14 protein-coding genes and 1 tRNA gene are annotated in these 13,495 nt (G+C 66.9%); 3 read left to right on the top strand and 12 right to left on the bottom strand.

Annotated elements, in window-relative coordinates; genetic code table 11:
* Positions 1 to 28: 28 nt before the first annotated feature.
* From BLU38_RS18100 to BLU38_RS18060, 9 genes are all read right to left on the bottom strand, one after another.
* A complete protein-coding gene (locus BLU38_RS18100; protein ID WP_091526881.1) occupies positions 29 to 739 on the bottom strand; it encodes a hypothetical protein in 711 nt (236 codons plus the stop codon).
* 22 nt (positions 740 to 761) lie between these two features.
* The gene (locus BLU38_RS18095; RefSeq protein WP_231919907.1) at positions 762 to 1,586 is read right to left on the bottom strand and encodes a lysozyme; all 825 of its coding nucleotides are present in this window, start codon (positions 1,584 to 1,586) and stop codon (positions 762 to 764) included.
* 318 nt (positions 1,587 to 1,904) lie between these two features.
* Positions 1,905 to 2,600 carry a 50S ribosomal protein L1 gene (rplA, locus tag BLU38_RS18090; protein ID WP_091526880.1) on the bottom strand — a complete coding sequence of 232 codons (696 nt, stop codon included), beginning with the start codon at positions 2,598 to 2,600 and terminating at the stop codon, positions 1,905 to 1,907.
* Positions 2,601 to 2,724: 124 nt separating this feature from the next.
* Complete coding sequence (gene rplK / locus BLU38_RS18085; RefSeq protein WP_091526879.1) at positions 2,725 to 3,156, bottom strand: 50S ribosomal protein L11; 432 nt, start codon at positions 3,154 to 3,156, stop codon at positions 2,725 to 2,727.
* 127 nt (positions 3,157 to 3,283) lie between these two features.
* Positions 3,284 to 4,228, bottom strand: coding sequence for a transcription termination/antitermination protein NusG (gene nusG, locus BLU38_RS18080; protein WP_331715046.1), 945 nt, complete (start codon positions 4,226 to 4,228; stop codon positions 3,284 to 3,286).
* 71 nt (positions 4,229 to 4,299) lie between these two features.
* On the bottom strand, positions 4,300 to 4,941 hold the full coding sequence (secE, locus tag BLU38_RS31790) for a preprotein translocase subunit SecE (protein ID WP_231919906.1): 642 nt from the start codon (positions 4,939 to 4,941) through the stop codon (positions 4,300 to 4,302).
* Between the two features lie 122 nt (positions 4,942 to 5,063).
* A tRNA-Trp gene (locus BLU38_RS18070) sits at positions 5,064 to 5,136 on the bottom strand.
* 121 nt (positions 5,137 to 5,257) lie between these two features.
* Positions 5,258 to 6,538 carry an MFS transporter gene (locus tag BLU38_RS18065; RefSeq protein ID WP_197679764.1) on the bottom strand — a complete coding sequence of 427 codons (1,281 nt, stop codon included), beginning with the start codon at positions 6,536 to 6,538 and terminating at the stop codon, positions 5,258 to 5,260.
* Positions 6,535 to 7,803 carry a PLP-dependent aminotransferase family protein gene (locus BLU38_RS18060; RefSeq protein ID WP_091526878.1) on the bottom strand — a complete coding sequence of 423 codons (1,269 nt, stop codon included), beginning with the start codon at positions 7,801 to 7,803 and terminating at the stop codon, positions 6,535 to 6,537. The genes BLU38_RS18065 and BLU38_RS18060 overlap by 4 nt, the downstream gene beginning before the upstream one ends.
* A 157-nt stretch (positions 7,804 to 7,960) precedes the next feature.
* Here BLU38_RS18060 and BLU38_RS18055 point away from each other — a divergent pair, with 157 nt between their 5' ends.
* The 3 genes from BLU38_RS18055 (at position 7,961) to BLU38_RS18045 (ending at position 11,710) form a co-directional block, all read left to right on the top strand.
* Entirely contained in the window at positions 7,961 to 9,514 is a 1,554-nt protein-coding gene (locus BLU38_RS18055; RefSeq protein ID WP_091526877.1) for a long-chain-fatty-acid--CoA ligase, read from the top strand.
* 19 nt (positions 9,515 to 9,533) lie between these two features.
* Complete coding sequence (locus tag BLU38_RS18050; RefSeq protein WP_091526876.1) at positions 9,534 to 10,559, top strand: GNAT family N-acetyltransferase; 1,026 nt, start codon at positions 9,534 to 9,536, stop codon at positions 10,557 to 10,559.
* Between the two features lie 236 nt (positions 10,560 to 10,795).
* Complete coding sequence (locus tag BLU38_RS18045; protein WP_091526875.1) at positions 10,796 to 11,710, top strand: bifunctional methylenetetrahydrofolate dehydrogenase/methenyltetrahydrofolate cyclohydrolase; 915 nt, start codon at positions 10,796 to 10,798, stop codon at positions 11,708 to 11,710.
* Here BLU38_RS18045 and BLU38_RS18040 read toward each other — a convergent pair.
* Genes BLU38_RS18040 through BLU38_RS30960 form a run of 3 tightly spaced genes read right to left on the bottom strand, consistent with a single transcriptional unit; the run spans position 11,697 to position 13,470 of the window.
* Positions 11,697 to 12,326 (bottom strand): DUF998 domain-containing protein, encoded by a 630-nt coding sequence (locus BLU38_RS18040; protein ID WP_091526874.1) that lies wholly within the window; start codon positions 12,324 to 12,326, stop codon positions 11,697 to 11,699. The genes BLU38_RS18045 and BLU38_RS18040 overlap by 14 nt on opposite strands.
* Positions 12,323 to 12,607, bottom strand: coding sequence for a hypothetical protein (locus tag BLU38_RS18035; protein WP_091526873.1), 285 nt, complete (start codon positions 12,605 to 12,607; stop codon positions 12,323 to 12,325). Before BLU38_RS18035 ends, BLU38_RS18040 begins: the two co-directional genes overlap by 4 nt.
* Complete coding sequence (locus BLU38_RS30960) at positions 12,604 to 13,470, bottom strand: alpha/beta fold hydrolase (protein WP_157683542.1); 867 nt, start codon at positions 13,468 to 13,470, stop codon at positions 12,604 to 12,606. Before BLU38_RS30960 ends, BLU38_RS18035 begins: the two co-directional genes overlap by 4 nt.
* Between the last annotated feature and the right edge of the window lie 25 nt (positions 13,471 to 13,495).

Genomic DNA, 13,495 nt, shown 5'->3' with positions numbered 1-13,495 from the left:
GCTCGCAACGAGCTGACGCGCCCGACGCCTACCCGGGCCCGAGTCCCGCCGATCGGGCCCAGCCGGCGTCCCGGAGGACCTGCCGGCCGGTGCGGCGCAGATCAGCACTGGCAGCAAGGGCACGCATCACGGCCCGCGGGCCGCCATCGGCCAGCCGGCCGAATCCGATGCACTCCTCGGCCAGCAGGGTGAACAGCCGTTCCTGGGCCAGCAGCTGCAGGGCACGCCGGCGGGCCGGGCCGAGGACCCCGTGCCGGGACAGATACACCCAGAACGACGCCGGGTGGGCGACCGTCCGGCCGTCGGGACCGGCCGGCGACAGCTCGATCGGGAACCGGTCGGCGGGCAGCTCGGTGCGGACGTAGTTCGGTTCGGTGGCGTCCAAGGCCGCCAGCCCGTCGGCGTCCATCAGCGAGGCGACCAGGTCGGTGCGAACCGTCGGATCGGCCACCGGCGCCGCCGGGATGTAGCCCGGCGCACTGACGTGGGCGCTGTGACCGACCCGTAGCCCGGTCACCCGTGCGCGCAGGAATGACACGACAGGCGAGACTCCGTAGCGCTCGAACTTGCGCTGCATCACTGCCCGGGAGGCATTCGAACCGACGGCCACCACCAGCGTCCGACCGGCCGAGCCGATCTGCTCCAGTTCGACCGGATCGATCGGATCGCTCCGATCGACCGGCGTCCCCGGATACAGCCACGGTGCGCGGCTGAAGTCGTCGCCTCGTTCCGTCGTCACGTCCGGCCCCGAGGGTGCTCGCTCAGTCGCGGTTGGTGGCGAACGCCTTCAGTTGCGTCATCGTCCCGTTGAAACGGTCCTTGTCGTACGGCGAGTCGCTGTACTGCCAGATGGTGTAGTAGCTCCAGTTGTACGGCAGCGTGCCGACGCTGCTGCTGTAGCGCGCGACCCACAACGCGTTGGTGCTGCTGAAGGAGCTGTTCACGCACTGGTTCCACCAGCTGGTGGAGGTGTAGATCGCCGGGTACTTGTTCCAGCGGCTCTTGTAATAGTTGCTGAAATCGGCGATCCAGCTGCGCATCTGCGCCTTGGTCTTGCCGTAGCAGGTGGAGCCGTACGGGTTGTACTCCATGTCGACCACGCCGGGCAGGGTCTTGCCGTCGGCGGACCAGCCACCTCCGTGGTCGGAGAAGAACTTGGCCTGGGTGGCACCGCTGGACTTGTTCGGCAGCGCGAAGTGGTACGCGCCACGGATGAAGCCGGCCTTGTACGAGCCGTTGTACTGCGCGGAGAAGGTCGAGCTCGTGTAGGACGTTCCTTCGGTCGCCTTGACGTAGGCGAAGCGGCGTCCGTCGCTGTAGTGCGCGGACCAGTTGACGGTGCCCTGCCAGCTGCTGACGTCCATCCCCTGCACCCCGGATGCGGCCACGGTCGCCGTCGACCGAGCCGTCGGACCGACGCCCTCGTGCCGACGGATCTGCGAACCCATCTCGTGGTTCCCGGCCTGCTCCGACCGCGGTTTGTCCGGGGAGGCTGCACTGAGCGCGGCCGGAGCGGTCAGACTGAGGATCAGAGCGGCGATGCCGACGCGGAGGCCGCGACGCATCGAGATGCCGGAGTGCAACATGGCGAATCTCCCGTGTCAAACGAAGGCGAACGAAAATTCCGACGAACTGCAACCCCGAGAGCGCAAACATAACTGCCGTACCCCGGACGCGCCAATACTTGCTCAGAACAATTCCCTCGGCCGTTACGTCCTGGCCATCCGTTCGGCAAGGGCATTGCGCAAGGCGCAAACCGCCTCCGCGCAACGAACAAAACTACTCGCACAACAAACAAGGGCCCTGAGCTCGTCGAAGGGCTGATAACCCTTGACCGCTCCCCCATGTTCGGGGCAGCGGTCCTTCGACAAGCTCAGGACCCTTTGTCCCGAGACGGTGTTTACTCAGACGGCCTTGGTATCGCTCGGATCGACCTGAACGCCCGGCCCCATCGTGGTGGAGACGGTGATCTTCTTGATGTAACGACCCTTCGAGCTGCTCGGCTTCAACCGGAGCACCTCATCCAGCGCGGCGAAGTAGTTCTGGCTCAGCTGATCGGTGCTGAAGGACGCCTTGCCGATGATGAAATGCAGATTGGCGTGCCGATCGACACGGAATTCGATCTTGCCGCCCTTGATCTCGGACACGGCGCGGGCCACGTCCATGGTGACGGTGCCGGTCTTCGGGTTCGGCATCAGACCGCGCGGGCCGAGAACACGACCCAGCCGTCCGACCTTGCCCATCAGATCCGGGGTGGCGACGACGGCGTCGAAGTCCAGGTAGCCGCCGGACACCTTCTCGATCAGCTCGTCGGAGCCGACCTCGTCGGCACCCGCTGCTTCGGCCTGTGCGGCCCGATCCCCGGTGGCGAAGACGAGGACCCGTGCCGTCTTGCCGGTTCCGTTGGGGAGATTCACGGTGCCGCGGACCATCTGGTCTGCCTTACGGGGATCGACACCGAGCCGCATGGCCACGTCGACGGTCTCGTCGAACTTGGCCGAGCTGTTGTCCTTGGCCAGGGTCAGTGCCTCGACCGGGGCGTACAGCTGCTCGGGATCCCGCTTCTCCGCTGCTGCGGAGTAGTTCTTGCTGCGCTTCATGGCTAGTTACCTCTCAACTAGTTCTGGTACCGGGCCGCGCACGGGCCCTCCCAGGCGATTTGCAGGGGGACGACCCCCTGACCCCCGAGGTGGTCACCTCTGCGGGGCATGTTGCCTCGTTTGGTCAGCCTTCGACGGTGACACCCATCGAACGGGCGGTGCCCTCGACGATCTTCATGGCGCCGTCGACATCGTTGGCGTTCAGATCGGGGAGCTTGGTGGTGGCGATCTCACGGACCTGGGCGGCAGTGATCTTGCCGACCTTGCCGGTCAGCGGATTGCTCGCACCCTTGCTGACACCGGCTGCCTTCTTGATCAGCTCGGCGGCCGGCGGGGTCTTGGTGATGAACGTGAAGCTGCGGTCTTCGTAGATGGTGATCTCGACCGGAATCACGTTGCCACGCTGGGATTCTGTGGCGGCATTGTAGGCCTTGCAGAATTCCATGATGTTGACGCCGTGCGGACCGAGGGCGGTACCGACCGGCGGGGCGGGGGTCGCAGCGCCCGCTTGCAGGGCAACCTTGACCAGCGCCGCGACCTTCTTCTTGGCGGGCATAACTGTGGGTCCTTAGCTACTGTGCCGGGCAGGGCGCCCGGCATCCTTCTTCATCCCGTACGAGGGTCGCACGGGAAATCTTTGAGTTCGAGGATCCTTCGACAAGCTCCGGACCCTCATGCATGACCTAGACCTTCTGGATCTGGGAGAACGTCAGGTCGACCGGGGTCTCCCGACCGAGGATCTCGACCAGGGCCTTGATCCGCTGGGCATTGGCGTTGATCTCGGTGATCGTGGCGTGCACGCCGGCGAACGGACCGTCGATCACCATCACCGAATCGCCCGGTGCGAAGTCGGCGACCTCGACCTTCTTCTTCTTGGCCCGGGTCGGGGCCTCCTTACTGGCGTTGGCGGCGGCGACGACGGCCGGAGCCAGCATCTTCTCCACCTCGTCCAGCCCGAGCGGCACCGGATTGTTGGAATGTCCGACGAAGCCGGTCACCGACGGGGTGTGTCGAACGGTCGACCAGGACTCGTCGGTCAGGTCCATCCGGACCAGCACGTAACCGGGCAACGTGGTCCGCTTCAGCGTCTTGCGCTGACCGTTGCGGATCTCGGTGACCTCCTCGGTCGGCACCACGATCTCGAAGATGAAGTCCTCCATGTTGAGCGAGGACACCCGGTTCTCCAGATTCTGCTGGACCCGGTTCTCCATCCCGGAGTAGGTGTGCACGACGTACCAGTCGCCGATCTTGGCCCGCAGCTCGCTGCGGAACGCTTCCAGCACGGCCTCGTCGGCGGCGTCGGCGTCCGCCTCGTCGAGCTCGGCCTGTTCGTCGGCCTCTTCCTCTGCCTCGGTCTTGAAATCGAGGTTGATGCCGCTGTCGCCGGACTCTTCGGCAGCGTCGGATCCGAAGTTCAGGTCGATGTCGACGTCGGAATCGGAACTGCCTTCACCGAAGCTGTCCTGGCCCAGGTCGATCTCGAAATCCTGCTCCTGGCCCTCATCCTGCTGGGGTGCCAGATCCTGCTGGGGTGCCAGATCCTGCTCGGTCGCCTGATCCTGTGATGGGGTGCTTTCCGGCGACTCCTCACCCTCGGGTGCGGAGTTCGTGGGAAAGTTCTCTGTCACGTCTTGTTCTCCATCGTTGACTTGGCCGTTGCCGGGCTGGCTCGGGGACGATTCTGCGGCGGGGTCGGTCATCAGCTGAACACCTTCAGCATCGCCCAACCGAAGCCGTAATCCAGCGCCGTCACGATCGCGATGACGAGCATCACGAACACCAGCACGACCACGAAATAGTTCGCCAGTTGGGAACCGGTCGGATAAACGACCTTCTTCAGTTCTGAGATCGCGCCGCGCACGAACTCCAGCGGCGTCGTCCGCTTCGGCTTGTCGACCTCGGCACGCTGCTTGGGTGTCGGCTTGTCCTTCTTGGCGCGGCCGCTGGATTTGGCCAGCTGACCGCCGGAACGCGACCCGGCCTGCCGGGATTTCGCGGCGGCACCGACACCGACCAGCTCCCGATCCGCACCGGATCCATCGGAATCCTCGGCAGGATCGGAGTCCTCCGCGGGAGCGGAATCCTCGGTCGAGTCGGCATCGTCGACCGGATCGGCATCGTCGCCCGACGCGTCCGGGTCGGCTCGCTCCACGTCTTCGGCGTCCTCGGACGTGTCGACGGAGTCGGTCTCGTCCAGCTCGTCGGACGTGGGCGTCTCGTCCGCGACATCGGCCGGTTCGGGAGTCTCCGGCGCGATCCCGTGCCGCGGTGAGGGTGTGACAGCATCCGATTCGGTCACGCCGTCGTCCGGCGCCGAATCGGTGTCCTTCTCTTCCGCCACGTGGGTGTCCTTCTGGTCGGTTCAGCTTGCTAGCCAGGTTCGACTAGCCTCCCGGCCGACCCGTACCTCCCGATCTGGGGCCGTCCGGCAGCGGGCCGATCCAGCCTGCCGGGCCCGTTGCGCAGGGCATGAGGGACTCGAACCCACAACCTTCGGTTTTGGAGACCGATGCTCTACCAATTGAGCTAATGCCCTTCGACAGCTCTCCACAGCCTAGAGGCACCCGCGAGTTGGGCGCGACCGACCATGGTGAAGCCACCAAGAGGTTGAGTGTACGCAACCGGACGGCCAGATGCGAACTCGGCGGTCAGACCGCTCACGGTCGGGTCGGCTCCGGCAGGTCGTCGCCGGCGTGGGCGATGCTGGCCAACTGCCGCCAGACCAGGATCAGGGTGATGCCGGCGCCGGCGAAGGCGAACCAGAACGGGGCCACCAGCCCCCACTGCTCGGCGATCAGCCCGCCGATCGCCTGGCCGGCGATCAGGCCGCCGAACACGCACATCATGTAGACCGCGCTGACCCGGCCCTGATACTGCTGCGGGACGGCCCGCTGCCGGACGGTGTTGGACACCGTTCCCCAGATGAAACCGTAGGCGCCGAATTCGACCATGATGACGATCGCCAGCCAGCCGGCGTCGGTGAGCGCCAGGGCCAGATGTGTGAGTACTTCCAGCAGCAGGCAGACCCGCATCACGGTCGCCAGCGCGAACCGGCGTTCGACTGCCCCGTAGAGCGCGGTCCCGATCAGCCCGCCGACGCCGGTGCCGGTGGTCAGCAGCCCGTAGCCGACCTCGCTCATCCCGAGGTGGTCCCGCGACCAGAGCACCAGCACCGACCAGGCCGCGGCCCAGGTCACGTTGAAGACCAGGATGACCAACGCCAGGGTGCGGACCGCGGCATGCTGCCAGATCCAGCGCAGCCCTTCGGCGATGTCACGGCGGATGTGGCTCGGCTCCGCCGGCTGTTGATCGGTCGAGCACGGCTCCTGTCCGGTCGAGGCCGTACGGGACCTGGCGATCCGGGATACCAGCAGCACCGCGAGCAGCACGCAGATCACCTGGACGGCGAACGGCCACACCGAACCGATCGCGAACAGGAACGCCCCGACCGGCGGTCCGAGCAACTGGTTGCAGGTCAGGAAACCTGCCTGCAGACGCTGGTTGCCGGTGCCGAGGTCGGCCTTGTCGACCATCATCGGCAGCAGCGTCGAGGTGGTGGTGTCGGCGAACACCTCCGCCACGCCGTACAGCGTCATCGCGACCAGGATGACGCCGATGTTGATCCTGCCGGTGACGATCACCAGGCACAGGACGGCGATCACTCCGGCCCGCAGGGTGTCGGAGATCATCACCACCCGCCGCCGGTCGAGCCGGTCGGCGAGTGCGCCGGCCCAGAGCCCGAAGACCAGCCAGGGCAGCCGTTGCAACAGTGCGGCCAGGGCGACGACGAACGCCGAATCGGTCTGCGAGGCGACCAGCAGTGGGCCGGCCGCCAGCGCGATCCCGTCGCCGATGTTGCTGGTCCACGACGACGCCATCAACCAGCGGAAATCACGCCCCATCCGCGACGGCAGGATGCGCTCGACCAGTGGACTCACTGCCGCAGCTTGGCCACCGCGGCCAGCAGCACGCAGGTGGCCAGCCCGTCGATCGCCGCGGTGACCTGCGGCAGCGGCGGGAAGGTGGGCGCGATCCGGATGTTCCGGTCGCCGGGATCGCGACCGTACGGGTAGGCCGAGCCGGCCGGGGTGAGCGCGATGCCGGCCTCCTTGGCGAGCCGGACCACCTCGGTCGCCGTGCCCTCGGCAACGTCCAGGCTGATGAAGTAGCCGCCCTGCGGTTCGGTCCAGGTGGCGACGTCACGGTCGCCGAGCCGCTCGGTGAGAATCCTCTGCACCGCCTCGAACTTCGGACCGATGATCGCCCGGTGCTTGCGCATCAGATCGCGAACGCCGTCGGCGTTCTTCAGATAGAGCGCGTGTCGCAGTTGATTGATCTTGTCCGGTCCGATGGTCCGCTTGGCCAGATGCGCCAGATACCAGTCGACGACGGACGGCGATCCCCCGAAGAAGGACACCCCGGCGCCGGCGAAGCTGATCTTGGAGCTGGACGCGTACACGAAGACCCGATCCGCATTGCCGGCGGCCGCGGCCAGCCCGAGCACGTCGACCGGGGTGATTTCGCTGTCGGTCAGGTGATGGACGGCGTAGGCGTTGTCCCAGAGCAGCGTGAAGTCCTCGGCCGCGGTCGGCATCGACACCAACTCGCGGGTGATCTCCTCGCTGTACACCGCGCCGTTGGGGTTGGCGTAGGTCGGCACCACCCAGATCGCCTTGATCTGTGGGTCGTCGGCGACCAGCTTCTTGATCGTCTCCAGATCGGGACCGTCGGCGGTCAGGTCGACCGGGACCAATTCGAACCCGAGCTCCTGGCTCAGCGCGAAGTGCCGGTCGTAGCCGGGTGTCGGGCACAGCACCTTCACCTGCTGACCGGACCAGGGATCACCACCGGGTCGGCCGTGCAGCAAGGCGAAGACCAGACTGTCGTGCATGATCGACAGGCTCGAGTTGTCCGCCGCGATCAGCTGGTCCGGCCCGATCCCCAGCAGCTCACCGAAGATCTCTCGGATCTCGCGCAGTCCCTGCAGGTTGCCGTAGTTGCGGACGTCGGTGCCGGAGGCGTCGGTCGTCCGATCAGGGCCGGGCAGCGACAACAGTTCGGCCGACAGATCGAGTTGTTCTGCCGACGGCTTGCCCCGGGTCAGGTCGAGCTTGAGCCCGGCGGCCTTCAGGTCGGCGTACTGGGCGGTCAGGTCGTCGTGCAGTGCGGACAGTTCCGCAGCCGACAGATCGGCCAGGCTCATGGTGACGTCAGTCCTCTTTCCGGTTCAGGGGTGATCGGCGGATCCGGATCGGGGCGATCCCGTCCGTTTCGGGCGCGAGTTTATCGCCGCCGGACGTTCGGCTCACCACAGTTCCGGTTCCGCTGACAACGAGCCCGCGGGCCATTACAGTCGCGTCATGACAGGCGATGCGGCTCCAGTCAGCCCCGATCCATCCGGCACCGACGCATCAAGCACCGGGGAGGAATCGGCCAACCTGGCGCTCTGGTTGACCCGGCAGGCGACCGAGCGTCCCGATGCTGCGGCGATCCGACAGGGCGAGGTGACCCTCAGCTTCGCCGCTCTGAACGACGCCTCGGCCAGAGCGGCCGCGCTGTTGGCCGAGCACGGCGTCCGCCCCGGTGATCATGTCTCGCTGATCATGCCCAATGTCGCCTACTTCCCGATCGTCTACTACGGCATCCTGCGGTTGGGCGCGGTCGTGGTGCCGACCAACCCGCTGCTGAAGTCGGGTGAGATCAGCTACATCTGGCAGGACAGCGGCTGCCGGGTGGCCGTGGTGTTCGCGATGTTCGCCCCGGACGCAGCGTTGGCCGCCAAGGACACCGGAACTGACGTGATCACCGTCGTCCCGGGTGAATTCGACGCACTGCTGGCCGAGCAGCAGCCGCTGGCCGAGGTGACCGCACGGGAGGAGCAGGACACCGCGGTCATCCTCTACACCTCCGGCACCACGGGCCGACCCAAGGGCGCCGAGCTGTCCAACCACAACATCGGCACCAACGTCCGGACCAGCATGGACGAACTGTTCTCCGGAGGACCGGACGACGTGCTGTTCGGCGGGCTGCCGCTGTTCCATTCCTTCGGCCAGACCTGCACGCTGAATTCGGCTGTCTACGCCGGTTCCTGCCTGGCGCTGCTGCCCAAATTCGACCCGGCGGCAGCCTTGCAGGTGGTCCAGGACGAAAAGGTGACGATCTTCTACGGTGTCCCGACGATGTACGTCGCGCTGCTTCAGTTCGCGGACAAGGAACGCTTCGACACCTCCACCCTGCGGCTCGCGGTGTCCGGCGGTGCTTCCCTTCCGGTGGAGGTGCTGCACGGCATCGAGGAGGCCTTCGACCTGCGGCTGCTGGAGGGGTACGGATTGTCCGAGACATCGCCGGTGGCCACCTTCAACCGGCCCGATCGACCGACCAAGCCGGGCACGGTCGGGCTACCGATCCCCGGCGTGGAGGCCAAGATCGTCGGCCCCGATGATCATGATGTCCCGGTCGGCGAGATCGGCGAGATCGTCATCCGGGGCGACAACATCATGAAGGGCTATCTGAACAATGCGGCGGCGACGGCCGAGGCGCTGCGCGGCGGCTGGTTCCACAGTGGGGATCTCGGCACCCTCGACGAGGACGGCTACATCACCATCGTCGACCGGGTCAAGGACATGATCGTCCGCAACGGGTACAACGTGTATCCGCGCGAGGTCGAGGAACTCCTCTACACCCACCCGGCGGTCGCCGAGGCTGCCGTTGTCGGCGTTCCCGATGCCAGTCATGGGGAGGAGATCGCGGCGTTGATCACCCTCAAGGAGGGCACCGAGGTCTCCGCCGATGAGTTGCGGGACTGGACCGCCGAGCGGATCGCGGCCTACAAGTATCCGCGGATCGTGAAGTTCGGCACCATCCCGAAGGGCCCCACCGGCAAGATCTTGAAGCGGGAGATCAAGATCAACTGACGGCCGGTACGGTGGCCGGATGCATCGCGACCTGCAGATCGTCCGTGTCGATCCGTTCGATGCGGCGAGCTACGACTCCTGGTATGACTGCTACGCCGCCGCCGAGCGAGCGGACCGAGGTGCGCACGCCCCGCTGTGGACCCTGGAGGAATCGCGCAGCGAGCTGCAGCAGGTCTCCGACCGGATCGATCGTCGAGCCTTCATCGCGCGGCGCGGCGACGAGGTGGTCGCCGCGGCCAAGCTCGGGATGTCGCTGAAGGACAACACCCACCGAGCCGGCCTCGGCGTCTACGTGCCCGCTGCACACCGCCGACAGGGCATCGGCTCGCAGGTCCTCGCCGAGGTCGAACGACAGGCCACCGACGCCGGCCGGAGCACCGTCGTGGCCGAGTCCAGCTGGCCGTATCGGCTCGGACCCGACGGAGCCGGGGCGCCAGGTCGGGAGTTCGCCCGCCGGCACGGCTATGCCCTGGCGATCGGCGACGTGATGCGCCAGCTCCCGCTCCCGGTCCGCGAAGTTGATCTTGATCGATTGGCCGCAGCGGCCGCCGAACGCCACGGTGGCTACCGGCTGCGGAGCTGGTCGGGTCCGGTGCCGGACGAAGTCGTCGCCGGCTGGGCCGTGCTGGACGCGTCCCTGGAGACCGAAGCACCGACCGGTGAGCTGGACCTGCAGCCGACGACGGCGGATGTCGCCGCGATCCGCGAGCAGGAAGCGTTGCATGCCGATCAGCAGCGGACCTCCTACGGGACGGTCGCTGTTGATCATGAGGACAACGTCGCCGCGTACACCCAGCTGGTGGTCTCCGGCCAGGACGGGAACGCCTACCAGTGGGGCACGCTGGTCCGATCCGCCGATCGGGGCCATCGACTCGGTCTGGCGGTCAAGGTCGCCAATCTGCGACAGCTGCAGACCTCCGGCGGCGCGGCCGCAGCCGTCATCACCTACAACGCCGACTCCAACACCCACATGAACGCCGTCAACGAACAGCTCGGCTTCGTCCCCGCCGAACGGCTGGGCGAATTCCAGAAGCGGTTCGGCTGACCGCTAGACGAGTAAGTCCAGGGGATCGTGCAAGCGAGCCGCGCTCAGAGTGCCGCGGGCAAGGCGCAGCCGCGAAGGGGTACCGGGCGTACCGCGAGTGGCTGCAACGCAGCCCGCGGTGCTCTGAGCGTGGCGCAGCGTGCGATGCCCGGGACTTACTCGTCTAAGATCGCACCGGCCGCGCCGACACCGCGGCGTCGGGACCGCGCTCGTTGTCAGGCTTGGAGGTAGCCCGCATGACCGCTTCGGTGCTCAACCCCTCGGTCGTCGCCAAGGAGTATCGGGCCGAGGTCCGGCGGGAGGTCCGCCGACTCGCTGAGGGTGGCCGTCGGCTACGGATCGTCGGACTGCTCGGCCAGGACGAGGGACCGGCCGCGACCTACGCCCACTATGCCCGGCGTGGCAGCGAACTGGTCGGCATCGAGATGGACGTCCGACGGGTCGACGCCGGCACCGTCGAACGGGAGATCGCCGAGGCCAACGTCGACCCCGAGGTCGACGGCATCTTCCTCTACTACCCGATCGGCGGCCGGGCCACCGATCGCTGGCTTCGCGAACTGGTCGATCCCCGCAAGGATGTGGAGGGGCTGCATTCCTTCTGGAGTCGACTGCTGTATGAGAACCAGCGGTTCCTCGACTCCGACAGTGATCGGCGAGCGATCCTGCCGTGCACCCCGTTGGCGATCTTGAAGCTGTTGCAGCATGCCGGCATGCGCAACGCGGGCGGTGACGCACCGCTGCGTGGGATGACGGCTTGTGTGATCAACCGCAGCGACCTGGTCGGGCGACCGTTGTCGGCGATGCTCGCCAACGACGGGGCGCTGGTCTATTCCCTCGACATCAACGGCACCGTGATGTTCGAACCGGCGATCGGTCGCAAGGCGCACGACGTCCGGGACTCCGACGTCGACCGCGGCACCGCCCTCGGCGCCGCCGACGCCGTTATCTCTGCGGTTCCGTCAGCGGATTTCGAACGCATCCAGGGCGCGGAGATCAGGGCCGGGGCGATCTGTGTCAACGTTGCGGAGAACGCCAATTTCGACGATTCGATCATGGACCGTGCCAGTGTCTTCGTGCCGCGGGTCGGGCCGCTGACGATCGCGATGGCCACCCGCAACCTCACCCGGCTGGTCGATCTCAGTCGAGCTTGATCAACAGCCACCCGCCGGCCAGCGTTGTCGCAATGATGGTCGGGTAGGCCGCGATCCGCTCGGTGATCCCGACACCGAGGCCGATGCCTTGTGACGCTGCCGCACTCAAGAGTAGACCGGCCACCCCGACCAGCCCACAGCCCAGCAGGATCCGAGCCAGGACACGGTGTTCGGCACCGACCGCCCGAGCCAGCACCAGCACTCCGATCGTCGCGACCGGTCCGCTGAAGACGGCGCCGCCGAGGTGCGCGACCGGGCACAGATCCTCCGGTGACATCCCGGCGATGATCTTCCCGACGCCGCCCAACACCAGCAGGACCGTTGCGGCGGTCCGCCACCTCCCGGTCGGCCACAGTGGGCGCAACAGCAGCGTGCCGAGGACGATGCCGACACCGGTCAGCACGAAACCTGCGTTCATGAAGCCGTGCAGTGGCGAGCAGACCTGGGCGCGGTAGATGCCGACCGAGACCGAGCCGCAGTCGACCGCGCCGAGATCGCTGACGTAGTTGTCGATCATGCTGTACGGCGCCCGGACCCAAGCCTGTGCGATCGCCTGCCCGACGAAGAAGACCGCGGTGCCGATCCAGCAGATCACACCGGCTCGGATGGTGTTCATGCGACGCTCCGCAACGTGGTTTCGGCTTGTTCGATCAGTCGTTGGCCGGGTCCGACGGCTTGCCGTCCGACCAGCCGCAACGCGGCCCACATGGTGGCCTGATTGGCCGTGATCACCGGCTTGCCCAACTCGACCTCCAACTCCGCGGTCACTTCCAACGGCGAATACGGCGTCCGGGTGAACAACAACGTGACATCGTCGGGGGTCCAGCGCCACAACTCACGATCCAGCGGCATGTCGTGCGGGACCACGACCCCGATCGCCGGTCCGCGGCCGCTCATGACTCACCCCGCGCGGCCTGCACGAAGTCGACGGTGCGCACGATCACATCCGGATCCCGCAGGATGCGTTGATGGCCCAGCCCGTCGGTGATCATCAACTCCGAGCACGACCATCCGGCAGCAAGATCGATTGCGTGCCGATGAGGCATCTCCCGGTCCTGTCGGTCGGTGATGATCAAGGTCCTGGGCAACGTTCGTGGATCGACGGTGCGCAGGTCGAAGTCGGTCAGGGCCCTGCCGACCTGTTGCTCGATCCGCTGCACCGTCCGCCGGATGGTTCGTGGCCCGATGCCGAAGCCGCTGGCCACCGCACCGACATAGGTCATCGGGTCGACCGCCGGCGCCAGCAACACCAGCCGGCCGGCCGGCATCCCGTCACCGAGAGCGGCAACCGTCGCTGCGCAGCCGAAGGAATGCGCGACGACAGCGGTCGGCCGACCATGATCATCGACGACGGCCCGCAGGGTGTCGACGAACTCGCCGAAGCACCCGTTGCCTTCCCCGATGGTGCCGGGAACCGAACCACCGTGTCCGGGCGCGTCGAAAGCGACGACACGGAAGCCGGCATCGACCAACGGTTCGATGAACGCACCGAGCTGGCCGCGCCAGCCGCCCCACCCATGCATCAGATAGACCGGTTCTCCGCTTCCCCAGCTCTCCACCCGGATCATCCGTCCGGCCAGGAAGGAGGTGCTGAGCTTGCCCGGCGCCGGCCGGTCGTCGCGGCGCCGCCCTGCGCCGCCCGGCAGTCGAACGCACAGGCTGGCGGCGCGGCGTGCCGCGAAGCCGGGGGCGATCGGTTCGAGCAGTCGGAACCCGCCGCGGAGCATCGCCAGTCGCAGGTTGATCGTTGTGTCACTCATCGCGCACTCCCGGGCGCGGTTGCTT

The organism is Microlunatus soli, from assembly GCF_900105385.1.
Classification (GTDB): Bacteria; Actinomycetota; Actinomycetes; order Propionibacteriales; family Propionibacteriaceae; genus Microlunatus; species Microlunatus soli.
Note: the sequence above shows the minus strand (reverse complement) of the source record. Positions and strands in the feature narration are given on the sequence as shown.

Excerpts from the sequence above, each read along its gene's own strand:
- BLU38_RS18040 (WP_091526874.1), bottom strand. The coding sequence starts at position 12,326 with ATGAACACCATCCGAGCCGGTGTGATCTGCTGGATCGGCACCGCGGTC.
- rplA (WP_091526880.1), bottom strand. The coding sequence starts at position 2,600 with ATGAAGCGCAGCAAGAACTACTCCGCAGCAGCGGAGAAGCGGGATCCC.
- BLU38_RS18035 (WP_091526873.1), bottom strand. The coding sequence starts at position 12,607 with ATGAGCGGCCGCGGACCGGCGATCGGGGTCGTGGTCCCGCACGACATG.
- BLU38_RS18045 (WP_091526875.1), top strand. The coding sequence starts at position 10,796 with ATGACCGCTTCGGTGCTCAACCCCTCGGTCGTCGCCAAGGAGTATCGG.
- BLU38_RS18055 (WP_091526877.1), top strand. The coding sequence starts at position 7,961 with ATGACAGGCGATGCGGCTCCAGTCAGCCCCGATCCATCCGGCACCGAC.
- BLU38_RS18050 (WP_091526876.1), top strand. The coding sequence starts at position 9,534 with ATGCATCGCGACCTGCAGATCGTCCGTGTCGATCCGTTCGATGCGGCG.
- BLU38_RS18060 (WP_091526878.1), bottom strand. The coding sequence starts at position 7,803 with ATGAGCCTGGCCGATCTGTCGGCTGCGGAACTGTCCGCACTGCACGAC.
- rplK (WP_091526879.1), bottom strand. The coding sequence starts at position 3,156 with ATGCCCGCCAAGAAGAAGGTCGCGGCGCTGGTCAAGGTTGCCCTGCAA.
- BLU38_RS30960 (WP_157683542.1), bottom strand. The coding sequence starts at position 13,470 with ATGAGTGACACAACGATCAACCTGCGACTGGCGATGCTCCGCGGCGGG.
- BLU38_RS18095 (WP_231919907.1), bottom strand. The coding sequence starts at position 1,586 with ATGTTGCACTCCGGCATCTCGATGCGTCGCGGCCTCCGCGTCGGCATC.